Consider the following 12,523-nt stretch of genomic DNA (forward strand, 5'->3'; position numbering starts at 1 on the left):
ACCGCCAGGGCCTGACCCCGGTGTGCCGGCTTTGGCGTTGCCCGGGCTACACGGCCCGATCAGGCCGGCCCGCCTCAGCCCGTGGCCGCGATGAACCGCTGCGACATCGAGGCTCTCCGGAAGCCACCGCCGCCGCTCTCAAACCGCCATGCCGCATACGCTCACCGCCCAATTGCCGGTGGCCTCCTCGCCGGACGGCAGGGCCGCCTGGGGATCCTGCAGCCAGGCGACGATGTCGCCCATCACCCGCTCGCCCTGCAGGTCCCGGGTGAGCATATGGTACCCCGCCTGGTAGTAGGCAAAACGCCAGGCCACCGCCTCGCGGCCCGGCAGGCTCCGGAGCATCCGGCAGGTGGCTTGCCGGGGCACGATGTCATCCCGTGCGCCATACAGGATCAGTGTGGGCAAGGGCAGTGCGGGGCTCGCGGCCAGGGCCCGATCCATCAGATTGGCCAGCCCCTCCACCGCCTCGATGCGCGTTTTCTTGATCACCAGAGGGTCACGCCCCAGCCCGCGCAGCATCTCGGTATTGTCCGAGGCGACCCGGCCCAGACCCTTGCCGCTGGGCCGCCATTCGGGGGCCACCCGCGCGGCTACCCACAGGGCGGTGCGCTGGTACCAGGGCATGGTCTGGCGCGCCCAGACGGCGGGGGCGAGCAGCACCAGGCCATCGGCGGGCAATTCGCCTTCGGCGGCCGCGCTCAGGGCGACCGCGCCACCCATGCTTTCGCCGAGCAGATACACCGGGGTATCCGGGTAACGCTGCCGGAGGCGCAGGAGCACAGCGCGGGCATCGTCGATCATGCGCGGGCCGCCGGCCCACAAGCCGCGGCTGGCCGTCTCGCCGAAGCCGCGCTGGTCATAGGCATAACTGGCGATGCCCCGTTCGGCGAGATAATGGCCCAGCCCCTGGAAGGCCCGGCTGTAGTCGTTGAAGCCGTGCAGGGCCAGCACCACGGCCTGCGGAGATGGCTGCGCCGGGAGCCAGCGGCGCAGGGGCAGGCGGGTGCCGTCGCTAAGGCGGATGCGCTCTTCGCCGAAGCGCGCCTCCAGCGCCTGCCGATTGGCGCCGCCGTTCTGCGTTGGCGCGCCACAAGCCGCCAGCAGCATACTGACCAGCAGTATCAGGCCGAGCCGGTACATGGGTGCTGTCTCACTGTATTGCCGTGTGGGGCCCCACAGAATAGGCAGAGCGCGCCGCCAGGAATGTGAGACGCTACACGCTTCAAGGAGCAGCAGCGCATGATGCAGACGGACGCGACCCGGGAACTTGCCCAGCAGGCGCAGCTGCGCCGACATCGCTGGATCGCCACGGCGTTTTTGCTGGGGGCGGCCTTGTTGTTCGTTGCGAGCTTCCTGCCCGCCGAGCCGGGTTTCTGGGTGTTATTGCTGCGGGCCGGCGCCGAGGCCGGCGTGGTGGGCGGGATCGCGGATTGGTTCGCGGTCACGGCGCTGTTTCGCCATCCCTTTGGCATTCCCATCCCCCATACGGCGATCATTCCCCGCAACAAGGACCGCATCGGCGCGGGGCTGGGCAGCTTCGTGGAGACCCACTTTCTGGTTCCGGAGCTGGTCAGCGAGCGGCTGCGCGCGGCCAACCCGGCCCGGCGCCTGGGCCAATGGCTGCGCCGGGATGACAGCGCCCGCCTGGCCGCGGACCAGATACTGGACCTGGGCCCCGAGGTGCTGAATTCCTTCGATGACGAGGAGGTGCGCGCCTTCTTCCGAGAGACCTTCTCCAGCCGCCTGCGGGAGGTTGACCCGCTGCCGCTGCTGCGCCAATTGTTGAAGCTGCTCATCGAGAGCCGGCAGCACCAGCGGCTGTTCGATCGCAGCCTGCGCATCGCCCGGCGGCTCTTGCATGACCACCAGACGCAGATCTACGAACGAGTGACGGCTCGCAGTTCCTGGTGGATACCGACGACCGTGGATCGCAAGGTGGCCCGGGCCCTGGTGGAAGGGGTGGACGAGCTGCTCGGCGAGCTGGCCCAGGAGGGGCATCCGGTGCGCGCCCGTTTCGATGCCTCCGTGGCGGAGCTGGTGGAACGGCTGGAGCACTCGGCGTCGCTGCGTGCCCGCGTGGCCCAGGTACAGGCGCAGGTGCTGGACAGCCCCGAGCTGCGCACCGCCCTGGGGGCGTTGTGGGATGAGCTGCGGCGCATGTTGCTGGCCGAATTCCGCGACCCCCGCGGTGCCCTGCGCCAATCCCTGGCGGGAAGCCTGGCGTCTCTGGGGCGCACCCTGCTCGCCGACGAGGCCGCGCAGCAGCGGCTCAACGAGCGCCTGGACATGCTACTAAGCCGCCTGGTGGTGCCTTTCCGTGGCGAGATCAGCGCCCTGATCCGTCAAGTGGTGGGCAGCTGGGATGCCGGTACGGTCAGCCATCGTATGGAGCTGGAAGTGGGACGGGATCTGCAGTTCATCCGCATCAACGGCACCCTGGTGGGGGCGCTGGTGGGGGCGGTACTGTTCCTGCTCACCCATTCGTTATAGCGCCGCGGCTGCGGGGAGGCATTTACCTTCCGCTGCTCGGCGCGGGGGCTGTCCAGGCCCGGGGCAGGCTTTGGCAGGGCACGGTGTTTAGGGTACAAGTATGGCCCCATTCCAAGGGTAATCGGAGGGTGCGCGGTGGACGCGGTGGACGCGGTGGTAGAGGAAGGCGGCTTGAAGCGCTGGCTCAGGGATCTGGGAGCCCTGCGTCTGGCCTTGTTGTTCATGGGACTGGTGGTGGTGGTCTTCGCCGCCGACCCGGATGTGGAGCCGGTGCGCCACGGTTGGCGCCTGATCACCACCGGGGTGATTCCGGCGCTCTCACCCATGGTGGTGATGGTCATCCTGTTCGACATGCTCATGGCCCGGGTGCTGATGAGCGATACGGAAGGCCGGCGACGGGCGCGCTACCGGCGCATACTGAAGACCGACGGCATCGTGGTGGCGTTGATCGTGCTCTCCTGGATGCCCTTCTTCCTTTCCCTGGCGCCCTGAGCGGGCGATTGGAGGCCGGCATGATGGGGAGACGCCTGTTCTGTCTGTTGTTGCTGGCCCTGATGCTGACGGGCTGTGCCCGCCTGCTGCAGCAGCCCGAGTCCCCCCGCGTCAGCCTGGTCCATCTGAGCCTGCGGGATGCCACGGTTTTCGAGCAGCGTTACCGGCTGAGCCTGCGGGTGCAGAACCCCAACCGCTTTGCACTGCCCATCGAGGGCATGAGCTACAGCCTCTACCTGGGCGGTAGCGAATTCGCCCATGGCGTGAGCCCGGTGGGCGTGACGGTGCCCGCCTTCGGCGAAGAGGTACTGGAGGTGGAGATGAGCAGCAATCTGGCGCTGGCCTGGCAGCAGATGCTGCGCTGGGCGGAGCAGGGGGTGGACGGCGTGGATTATCGCCTGGCCGGCGAGGCGCAGTTGAAGGGGCGCTGGTTGAAGCTGCCCTTCGATTACCGCGGACGGATAGAGCTGGCACCGGGGGAAGGACGTTGAAGCCGGCGGGGCCTGAAAATCAGGCCGACCCCGACCCGTGACAAGCCTTTTCCCGTTTATTCCGCCTCTGCTTCCGGCAAGCTGGCCTCGCCACCCAAGTGCGCGCGGCGCCCCCGTTCCGCCAACTGCACCTGCTTCCAGCGCTCTTCCGCGCGGCGGTAATGCTCGGGGGGGTAGCGCCCGGCGCAGTGCGGGCATTGCACGCCTTCGCGGTAGTGCGGGTGCGTTCGGTCGGCGGCGCAGAGGGGCGCGCGGCAGCCTCGGCACAGGCGGTGCTCCCCCGGTGAGAGCCCCTGGCCCACGCTGACCCGGTCATCGAAGACGAAGCACTCGCCCTGCCAAAGGCTCTCGCCTTCGGGTACTTCTTCCAGGTACTTGAGAATTCCGCCTTCCAGCTGGTAGACCTCCTCGAAGCCCTGGGCCAGCATGTAGCTGCTGGCTTTCTCGCAGCGAATGCCACCGGTGCAGAACATGGCCACCTTGCGGTGGCGGCCGGGGTCCAGCTGCTCGGCCACGTAGTCGGGGAACTGGCGGAAGTGGTCCAGTTTCGGGTCCTGTGCCCGGTGGAAGCTGCCGATGCGCACCTCGTAGTCGTTACGGGTGTCCAGCACCAACACGTCCGGATCCTGCAGCAGGGCATTCCACGCCCGGGGCTTCACATAGCGGCCCACGGCCCTGGCCGGATTCGCCTCCTCCCGGCCCAGGGTGACGATCTCGCGCTTCAGGCGCACCTTCATGCGCAGAAACGGCGGCTGCTCGGCGGTGGAATGTTTGCTCGGCATATGGGCAAAGCGCGGGTCCGCCCGCAAATACTTCAGCACGGCCCGGGTGCCCTGCCGGCTGCCGGCCAGGGTGGCGTTGATGCCTTCGGCGGCGAGCAGGATGGTGCCCTTGAGCCCCCAGTCGTCGCACAGTGCCCGCAGCGGTGCCTGCCATTGGCGGTACTCCGGCAGCTCGGCGAACTGGTAGAAGGTTTCTATATGTGTTTCGGGCATGGACTCGGAGGGTCAGGGACGATGGGTGAGGTCATACCGTTTCAGCGGGGTCGCCTGCCGCGCCGCGGGGTACTGCCGCCGAGCTGTATCGGCGGCCGGCACGAATGGCGTGTGCTGCAGGCGCACAAGTTCGATGTGCGCCTGGGCCGGCTGGTGAGCGTGCTGCAGTGCATACGCTGCAAGACGGTGCATCACAAACCGCGATAGCACCGCCCGGCTCAGCGCTGGTTGAACTTGGCGGCCAGCTGCTCGAGCTTGCTCAGGGTAGGCTCGCCCGCGGGGCCGGTGTCGGCCGCGGGGCGGGCGCCGCCGGCGTTGTGCCGCGGGCGTGAGGGCCGGGGTTCGCGCTTGCCGCGGGAGGGCTTTTCCTGGCGAGCCTTGCGCTGCTGTGCCTTGCGTTCCGCCTGACGCTCGGCCTGCCGGGCCGCGCGCAGCTCTTTCTGCTTGTCCAGCTCGCTCTGGGCGTGCTGCTTGTCCGCGTCGCTGATCTCGCCGGCGGCCTCGCCCTGGAGGTCGATGCGCGGCCGTCCCTCGATGATCGCTTCCCTGTACGACATGGAGCGGGTGTACAGGGCGAGCGCCTGGCGAATCAGCCAGTTGGGGGTGTCCTTCAGCGCCTCGTCCGCGTCCAGGGCGGCGCGCAGTTCCTTCTGGATGCCGATGGCCAGGGGGCGCAACGCGGCCCGGTCCCGGGTGAAGGTCTGCGGATAACGCTCGGCCAGCTGGCCCAGGAATTCGCGGGTACGTTCGGCGCGCTTGCGCTTTTGGGTATCGCTTTGACTCATGATGGGGCTCTCGGGGCGGGCGCCTCAGGCGCGGGACATGAAACGACCGGTTTCGGTGTTGATCTTGATGCTCTCGCCGGCGCCCAGATACTCGGGCACCTGGACTTCCAGGCCGGTGCCCAGACGCGCGGGCTTGGTACGGCCGGCGGCGGTGGCGCCTTTCAGGGCAGGGGCGGTGTCGATGATCTCCAGGGTCACCGACTGGGGCAGTTCGATGCCGATGGGCTTGTCATCGGCGATCAGCACCATGATGCCTTCCAGCCCTTCGCTCAGATAATCCTGCTGGCCGTCCAGCTCGGCCTCGGACAGGCTGTACTGGCTGAAGTCCTCCTGGTCCATGAACACGCAGTGCTCGCCGTCGCGGTACGAGAACTGCACGGCGCGGCGCTGCAGGTCGGCGTCCTTGAGTTGCTCGTCACCCTTGAGGCTGCGGTCCAGCTTCTGGCCGGTCTGCACGTTGCGGAAGCGGATCTTGTACAGGGTGGAGGCGCCGCGGGAGGAGGGGCTTTTCGCCTCCAGCTGCTCGGCCACATGGATCTGGCCGTCGATTTCCACCACGCTGCCGCGTTTGATGTCAGCCGCTTTCATCGTCGTTCGGGGTTCCGGGTGTCCTGGGTGCGGGGATTGTAGACCAGCTTGGCCCGGCGCGCCTCCCGGGAAGCACGCCGACGCCGGTCTACATCATGCCGGTCTGCAGCTTGGCGGCGTCCGACATCATCTCGAAGCTCCAGGGCGGGTCGAAGACCACCTCCACCGCCGCCTCCTCCACGGTGGGAATGAGCAGGATCTTGCTGCGGGCATCATCGGCGATGATGTCGCCCATGCCGCAGCCCGGGGCGGTGAGGGTCATGTCCACCTCGACTCGCCGGCCACCGCCCTCCAGGGTCTTGATTTCGCAGCGATACACCAGGCCCAGCTCGACGATGTCCACGGGGATTTCCGGGTCGTAGCAAGTGTGCAGTTGCTGCCAGACGATTTGCTCCACGTCCTGGTCGGTGGCGTTCTCCGGCAGCGCCGGCGGCGCTACGGGCTCCTTGCCCAGGGCGTCGGCATCCTGGCCGGCGATGCGAAACAGATTTCCCTGGATGTAGACCGTGAAGCTGCCGCCCAAAGCCTGGGTGATTACGCCTTCGGCACCCTTGGGAACGATGCCCGAGTCGCCGGCGGGGATGAGTACCGCCTCGCAGTCGCGCTCGAAAGTCACCGCCTCGCCTTTGGGCTGATACATGCCTCGCCTCCGCATAGAAATAAACAGTACCGATTTGGTCCCATTCTAACAGCGCCGCGGGGGATAGCGCTATTGGGGCTGCGGGGTGCGGGGGTCAGTTGCGGATCAATTCCAGCACGCCACTGCCGGGCAGGCGGGTGATGTAGTCGGCACCCATCAGCAGCCCGGGGGTGGTGAAACCGGCTGGGGCGGCCTTGCACAGCACATGGGCGGCGATGTCCACGGCCACGTAGGCACTGAGGTCGTAGACATTGGCGGTGCGGATGCGCGCGGTCTTGCGCTGACCATCGGCGGCCCGGGCCTCGCCCCAGACAAAGCTGGGGCTGGCGGCGCGCTCGGCGGGGCTGGGCCCGTGAACGCGGCGGGCGATCATGCGCTGCAGCCCCTGCTGCAGGGGCCGCAGGCCGAGCATCGGGCGCAGGGCGGCGAGCATCTTCAAACGCCAGGCCTGGCGGCGCTGCAGGGGCAGGAACACTTCGATGTCCGGAATGCCGGTGCTGTGGTGGGCGCTGAACAGATCCGCCCAGGGCAGGCTGACCGCATGGCGCGTGCCATTGCCGAAGTCTATGTCCCGGGCGCGGCGGGCAAGCGGCGCGGCGCGGATCTCGCTGTCGCGACAGCGCCGGCCGCCTTGAGCGAGCATTTCCACCAGGCTCTTGGCCGTGCCCGGGGCGAGCGGTGAAGCACTCTCGAAGCCCAGCGCCAGGCGGTCAGCCTCCGGCAGGGCGTGCTTGAGGGTGAGCGCCAGACAATCGGTGGGCACCACATCGAAGCCCACGCCGGGGCAGAGCACGACGCCGGCCTGGCGGGCGAGGCGGTGGTGGGCATGGGCGTCTTGGAACACGGGGATTTCGCCGGTAATGTCCAGATAATGGGCTTCGCGGGCAAGACAGGCCTTGATGACGTGGCTGGCGGTGGCCGAGAAGGGGCCGGCGCAGAGCAGCACCAGCTCCATGCCCTTGAGGTGTGCCTTCACGCCTCGGGCATGGTCGATCTCGAAGGCGCGTTGCTCGCAGCCATACTCCCGGGCAAGCAGGCGCAGCCGCTCCCGGTCGCGCCCGGCGATCACCGGGTTCAGGCCGCGACGGTGGGCCTCGGCCACGATCAAGCGACCGGTATAGCCATAGGCCCCGTAGATCATCCAGCGGGCGTTTTCCATTAGCACTCGAGTGAGGGCGGCGCGGCCGTCCTTCAAATCGCAGCGGAGGTGGGCCATGACAGCGCGACGGCAATGGCGGGTGGCGGTGCTGCCCGGAGACGGTATAGGCCCGGAGGTCATGGCTGTCACGGTAAACGCCTTACGGGCCCTGGCCGAGTCCGGCGGGCCGGTGCTGGACCTGGTGGAATTGCCCTGGCCGTCCACGGCCTGGCACCGCGAGCACGGCGAGATGATGCCCCAGGATGGGCTGGACCAATTGGCCGCCTTCGATGTCTTGCTGCTGGGCGCCTTGGGGGATCCGGGGCCGGCGAACGATCCGCAGCGCTATGTGTTGCCCGATGCGGTGTCATTGGCGCCTTTGCTGGAAATCCGCAAGGGTTTCGACCAGTGGGCCTGCGAGCGCCCCGCCATCCTGCTCGACGGCGCGCCGCAGTATCTGGCCGACCCGCGAGCGCGGCAGATCGACATGCTGGTGCTGCGCGAGAACAGCGAGGGCGAGTATGTGGGCCAGGGCGGGCGGCTCGCCGCCGGCACCTCGCGCGAGATCGTCACCCAGGTCGAGGTGTTTACCCGCCACGCCGCCGAGCGCTTGTTCCACCATGCCTTTGCCCGGGCCCGCCAGCGTGCCGCCGAGCGCGAGCAGGGCCGTCGTGGTGATCGGCGCTTCCCGCTGCCCGGCGGCGGCGAGGCCCGCGCACGGGTGTGCCTGATCACCAAGCGCAACGCCCTGCGTCACTGGGGCGAGATGTACACCGAAGTGTTCGCCGAGGTGGCGGCGGACTATCCGGATGTGGCCACACACCATGAGCTGGTGGATGCGGCCTGCATGAAATTCGTCACCGCCCCCTGGCAGTTCGATGTGGTGGCGGCGAGCAATCTGCAGGGGGATATCCTCACCGACCTGGCGGCGGTGCTCGCCGGGGGGATGGGTATCGCCCCATCGAGCAACATCAAGCCCGATGATCGCCGCAGCCCGCCCATGTTCGAGCCCACCCACGGCAGTGCGCCGGATATCGCCGGCAAGGGCCTGGCGGGGCCGGCGGCGATGCTGCTCACCGCGGCGATGATGCTGGACTGGATGGGCGAGGAAGACCCGGCGGCGGCGGAAGCCGGACGCCGGCTGCGGGCGGCGGTGGAGGCGGATCTGGTGGCCTCGGGGGATACGCGGCGCAGCACGGCGCAGGTGGGGGAGGCGGTTCTGGCTCGTTTGTGAGCTCATCGCGTGTAAGGACAAACCACCCATACTTGGGCGATTCGGGCAACACGAGAAGTCGGGCATGAGTGTCGGTGGCGGCCGCCGTGTCCGGCTGGGCGGGCGTAGAGCGGGGGGAGAACCTGGAATCCGTCTGCGGCCACATTGCGGCCACGCGGCGAGGGCGCACGCTTGCCCTTGCACAAGCGCCTTATGCCGTCCACCCTCAAGGTGTCCCTGTAACAAAGCCCTCCGGAGGTCAGCATGAGTCAACAGGCCGGTCATCTCTCGCCCTTGTTGCAGCAGTCCAGTGGCATCACAGCGGCCCGAGGGGAGGGGATGTACCTGTTCGACGAGCAGGACAAGCGGTACCTGGATTTCACCTCCGGCATCGGCGTGACCAGCACCGGGCATTGCCACCCGCGGGTGGTGGAGGCCGTGCAGGCCCAGGCCGCGCGGCTGATCCACGGCCAGTACGCCATCGTCAAGCACCCCAACGCGCTGCGGCTCTGCGAGCGCCTGGGTGAGCTCACGCCCGAGGGCATCGACAGCTTCTTCTTCGTCAACGCCGGCTCCGAGGCGGTGGAAGCCGCGCTGCGCCTGGCCCGCCAGGCCACGGGCCGGCCCAATATCATCGTTTTCCACGGCGGCTTTCACGGCCGCACCATGGGCGCGCTGTCCATGACCACCTCCAGCGTCGGCCTGCGCGCCGGGCTGCAGCCCACCATGGGGGGCGTGGTGGTGGCGCCGTTCCCGGATACCTACCGCTACGGCTGGGACCGGAAGACCGCCACCGAATTCTGTCTGCGGGAGCTGGACCATATCTTTCACACCATCAGCAGCCCGAAGGAGACCGCGGCGCTGCTGATCGAGCCGGTGCAGGGCGAGGCGGGCTATGTGCCCGCCAACACGGCCTTCATGCAGGGCCTGCGCGAGCGCTGCGACCATCACGATCTGCTGTTGATCGTGGACGAGGTGCAGGCGGGCAACGGGCGTACCGGCCGGTACTGGGGGCATGAACACTACGGCGTGCGCCCGGACGTGCTGGTCACCGCCAAGGGCCTGGCCAGCGGTTTTCCACTCTCGGTGATGGGCGCGCCGGAGGCGCTGATGGCCAAGGGCTGGCCGGGCTCCCAGGGCGGCACCTACGGCGGCAACGCGGTGGCCTGCGCGGCGGCGCTGGCGACCCTGGACGTGATCCGCGACGAGGGCCTGGTGGAGAACGCCGCCGAACAGGGCGCGTATCTGCGCGCTCGGCTGGATGTGCTGGAAGAGCGCCATGCCTGCATCGGCAATGTACGTGGCCAGGGGCTGATGCAGGGCGCCGTGATCGTCAACGAAGCGGGGGAGCCCGATGGCGAGCGCGCCGGGCGGCTGCTGAAGGCCGCCGAGGAGCGGGGGCTGCTGCTGATCCGCTGCGGTGCCTACGGCGGGCAGATCGTGCGCTGGCTGCCGCCGCTGATCGTCAATCGCGAGCAGATCGATCAGGCGGTGGATACCTTCGAGGAGGCGCTGCGGGCGACGGCCTAGCCCCGGACCGGCGCCAGGTCTCGCGCCACCGGAACAGGCCCGGGGTAGTGGTGAATGCCCCCACCTTTGCTATTGTTGCCGGCTTTTAGCCCGGACAGCCACCCGTGTACGCCGTTTTCAACATTGCCCTGCCTTTCTTCGCCCTGATCGCCACCGGCTACGCCGCGGGCCGCAGCAGTCTGCTGCCGGTGCCCGCCATCCAGGGTCTGAACGCTTTCGTGTTCTATTTCGCGCTGCCGGCGCTGCTGCTGGTGAAAGTGTCCGAATCGTCCATAGGCGCCCTGCTGGACCCCAAGGTGGTGGCCGCCTACTACGGTCCCAGCCTGCTGTTGTTCTTTGGCGTTTTTCTGCTGGGGCGCTGGCTGGCACCCGCCAGCGTGTCGGTGCAGGCCCTGCGGAGCCTGGCCGCGACCTTCGCGAATGTGGGTTTCGTCGGCCTGCCGCTGGCGATCATGGCTTTCGGCGATGCGGCGGCGCTGCCGGCGGTGATGGTGGTGGTGGTGGACACCGTGGTGATGATCGGCCTGACGGTGGGTATCGTGGAAGCGGACCAAGGGCGCGGCGGCAGCGCCTTGCGGGTGGTGCGCATCGTCTTCGGTGGCCTGATCCGCAATCCGCTGATCATCGCCAGCTTCCTGGGTCTGATCATGGCGGCCCTGAGTTGGCGCCTGCCCGGGCCCGTGAACAGTTATGCCAATCTGCTCGGCAATGCCGCCGGGCCCTGCGCGCTGTTCGCCCTGGGGGCGACGCTGGCCCGCCGGCCGTTGACCCAGGGCATGAACGAGGCTCTGACGATTTCCGCGGCAAGTCTGTTGCTGCACCCCCTGCTGGTCTGGTTCGCGGCCAGCCAGGTCTTCCAGCTCTCGCCGCTGTTCGTGGCGGTGCTCACCGTGCAGGCGGCGCTCCCGGTGGCGGCGAATGTGTATGTGCTGGCCCAGCGCTACGATGTGCGCCCGGCGCAGGCCTCCACCAATATTCTGGTGTCCACCGCCATAGCCATCATCACTCTCTCGGCGGTACTGTCCTGGTTCCACGGCAACGCCTGAACAGGGCGGGCGCTTTAGAGGGCCTGTACTGAATTGGGGGTTCACGCATGACAGCGGTCTGGCTGGTACTGGCGCTTCTGCCCCTGGGGCTTTTGTTCGGGGGGCTGCTGGGTTGCTGGCGTCGCTGGCGACATCGGCGGATTGCCGCTGCGCCGTTCCCGCCGGATTGGGAGCGCGTGCTGATGGCGCGCTGGCTGATGTACCGGCGCCTGCCGGAGGCCCTGCGCCAGCGCCTGCGGGAGCGGCTGCGGCTGTTCCTCGCCGAGAAGAATTTCATTCCCTGCGCGGGCCTGGAGATGAGCGAGGAGATGCCGCTGCTGATCGCCGCCCAGGCCTGCCTGCTGGTGGCGCATCGTCCGCTGCCGCCGTATCCGGCGCTGCACAGCATTCTGCTCTACCCCGCGGCTTATCTGGCGGATACCGAACATTGGGACGAGGCGGGTGTGGTGAGCAGCGGTCAGGAGGCCCGCCTGGGAGAATCCTGGGAGGGCGGCCAGGTGGTGCTGGGCTGGGAGCAGGTGGCGGCGGACCTGGCCGAGCCGGACGACGCCCACAATGTGGTGCTGCACGAGTTCGCCCATCAGCTGGACCACGATGACGGCCTGGCCGACGGCTTGCCGGTGTTGCCCGAGAGCGGTATGTATCGGCGCTGGGGGGCGCTGTTCAGCGAGGCTTGGGAGGATTTGCAGCGGCAGTTGCAGGCGGGCGAGCCGACGCTGCTGGACCCTTATGCGGCCACCGATCCGGCGGAATTCTTCGCCGTGCTGGTGGAGACTTTCTTCGAGCAACCGCACCCGCTGGCCGCGGAGAACCCGCCGCTGTACACCTTGCTGACGGAGTATTTCGCGCTGGACCCGCGGGAGTGGCAGCCGCTTCTGGACGCCCACCGCTGAAAAAAGGTTCCTTGCGCTTTTGCGGGAAAGCGCCGGTCCGGGGAGCGGGCCCTGTGGCGAGGTTTGTGGTGCTGGTGCTGGTGCTGGTGCTGGTGCTGGTGCTGGTGCTGGTGCTGGTGCTGGTGCTGGTGCTGGTGCTGGTGCTGGTGCTGGTGCTGGTGCTGGCGCCGGCGCCGGCGCCGGCGCCGGTTCCGGTTCCGGTTCCGGTTCCGGTTCCGG

At 68.3% G+C, this 12,523-nt stretch carries 14 protein-coding genes; 8 read left to right on the forward strand and 6 right to left on the reverse strand.

The features are described 5' to 3' along the window. Nucleotides 1–138: 138 nt before the first annotated feature. Nucleotides 139–1,143 (reverse strand): alpha/beta hydrolase, encoded by a 1,005-nt coding sequence (locus GBG68_RS13180; protein WP_152148121.1) that lies wholly within the window; start codon nt 1,141–1,143, stop codon nt 139–141. A gap of 99 nt (nt 1,144–1,242) precedes the next feature. Between GBG68_RS13180 and GBG68_RS13185 the strand changes: the two genes are divergently transcribed. The 3 genes from GBG68_RS13185 (at nt 1,243) to GBG68_RS13195 (ending at nt 3,476) form a co-directional block, all read left to right on the forward strand. Continuing rightward, nucleotides 1,243–2,493: a DUF445 domain-containing protein gene (locus tag GBG68_RS13185; RefSeq protein WP_152148123.1), complete on the forward strand. Its 1,251-nt coding sequence runs from the start codon at nt 1,243–1,245 to the stop codon at nt 2,491–2,493. Nucleotides 2,494–2,628: 135 nt separating this feature from the next. Next, the gene (locus tag GBG68_RS13190) at nt 2,629–2,985 is read left to right on the forward strand and encodes a hypothetical protein (protein ID WP_152148125.1); all 357 of its coding nucleotides are present in this window, start codon (nt 2,629–2,631) and stop codon (nt 2,983–2,985) included. Nucleotides 2,986–3,005: 20 nt separating this feature from the next. Beyond that, nucleotides 3,006–3,476 carry an LEA type 2 family protein gene (locus GBG68_RS13195; protein ID WP_152148127.1) on the forward strand — a complete coding sequence of 157 codons (471 nt, stop codon included), beginning with the start codon at nt 3,006–3,008 and terminating at the stop codon, nt 3,474–3,476. Between the two features lie 56 nt (nt 3,477–3,532). Here GBG68_RS13195 and GBG68_RS13200 read toward each other — a convergent pair whose 3' ends face one another. Beyond that, complete coding sequence (locus GBG68_RS13200) at nt 3,533–4,471, reverse strand: rhodanese-related sulfurtransferase (RefSeq protein ID WP_152148129.1); 939 nt, start codon at nt 4,469–4,471, stop codon at nt 3,533–3,535. Nucleotides 4,472–4,492: 21 nt separating this feature from the next. Here GBG68_RS13200 and GBG68_RS13205 point away from each other — a divergent pair, with 21 nt between their 5' ends. Beyond that, nucleotides 4,493–4,678, forward strand: coding sequence for a hypothetical protein (locus tag GBG68_RS13205; RefSeq protein WP_152148130.1), 186 nt, complete (start codon nt 4,493–4,495; stop codon nt 4,676–4,678). 11 nt (nt 4,679–4,689) lie between these two features. Here the strand turns inward: GBG68_RS13205 and GBG68_RS13210 are convergent, their stop codons facing one another. From GBG68_RS13210 to GBG68_RS13225, 4 genes are all read right to left on the reverse strand, one after another. Continuing rightward, nucleotides 4,690–5,256 (reverse strand): ProQ/FINO family protein, encoded by a 567-nt coding sequence (locus GBG68_RS13210; protein ID WP_152148133.1) that lies wholly within the window; start codon nt 5,254–5,256, stop codon nt 4,690–4,692. Between the two features lie 24 nt (nt 5,257–5,280). Next, a complete protein-coding gene (gene yeiP / locus GBG68_RS13215; protein WP_152148135.1) occupies nt 5,281–5,844 on the reverse strand; it encodes an elongation factor P-like protein YeiP in 564 nt (187 codons plus the stop codon). Between the two features lie 88 nt (nt 5,845–5,932). After that, nucleotides 5,933–6,484, reverse strand: coding sequence for a putative Fe-S cluster assembly protein SufT (gene sufT / locus GBG68_RS13220; RefSeq protein ID WP_152148137.1), 552 nt, complete (start codon nt 6,482–6,484; stop codon nt 5,933–5,935). 94 nt (nt 6,485–6,578) lie between these two features. Further along, nucleotides 6,579–7,643 carry a saccharopine dehydrogenase family protein gene (locus tag GBG68_RS13225; RefSeq protein ID WP_152148139.1) on the reverse strand — a complete coding sequence of 355 codons (1,065 nt, stop codon included), beginning with the start codon at nt 7,641–7,643 and terminating at the stop codon, nt 6,579–6,581. Nucleotides 7,644–7,698: 55 nt separating this feature from the next. On the opposite strand from GBG68_RS13225, the gene GBG68_RS13230 reads away from it, so the two are divergent. The 4 genes from GBG68_RS13230 to GBG68_RS13245 all read left to right on the forward strand — a co-directional run bounded on the left by GBG68_RS13230 (nt 7,699) and on the right by GBG68_RS13245 (nt 12,304). After that, on the forward strand, nt 7,699–8,856 hold the full coding sequence (locus tag GBG68_RS13230; protein ID WP_152148140.1) for an isocitrate/isopropylmalate dehydrogenase family protein: 1,158 nt from the start codon (nt 7,699–7,701) through the stop codon (nt 8,854–8,856). A 243-nt stretch (nt 8,857–9,099) separates the two neighbouring features. Next, nucleotides 9,100–10,365 carry an aspartate aminotransferase family protein gene (locus GBG68_RS13235; RefSeq protein WP_152148142.1) on the forward strand — a complete coding sequence of 422 codons (1,266 nt, stop codon included), beginning with the start codon at nt 9,100–9,102 and terminating at the stop codon, nt 10,363–10,365. A 104-nt stretch (nt 10,366–10,469) separates the two neighbouring features. Next, nucleotides 10,470–11,411: an AEC family transporter gene (locus GBG68_RS13240; protein WP_226801802.1), complete on the forward strand. Its 942-nt coding sequence runs from the start codon at nt 10,470–10,472 to the stop codon at nt 11,409–11,411. A gap of 47 nt (nt 11,412–11,458) precedes the next feature. Beyond that, nucleotides 11,459–12,304, forward strand: a complete 846-nt coding sequence (locus tag GBG68_RS13245; RefSeq protein WP_152148144.1) for a zinc-dependent peptidase — start codon at nt 11,459–11,461, stop codon at nt 12,302–12,304. The last annotated feature ends 219 nt before the right edge of the window (nt 12,305–12,523 follow it).

Source organism: Alkalilimnicola sp. S0819 (genome assembly GCF_009295635.1).
Taxonomy (GTDB): domain Bacteria; phylum Pseudomonadota; class Gammaproteobacteria; order Nitrococcales; family WHIW01; genus S0819.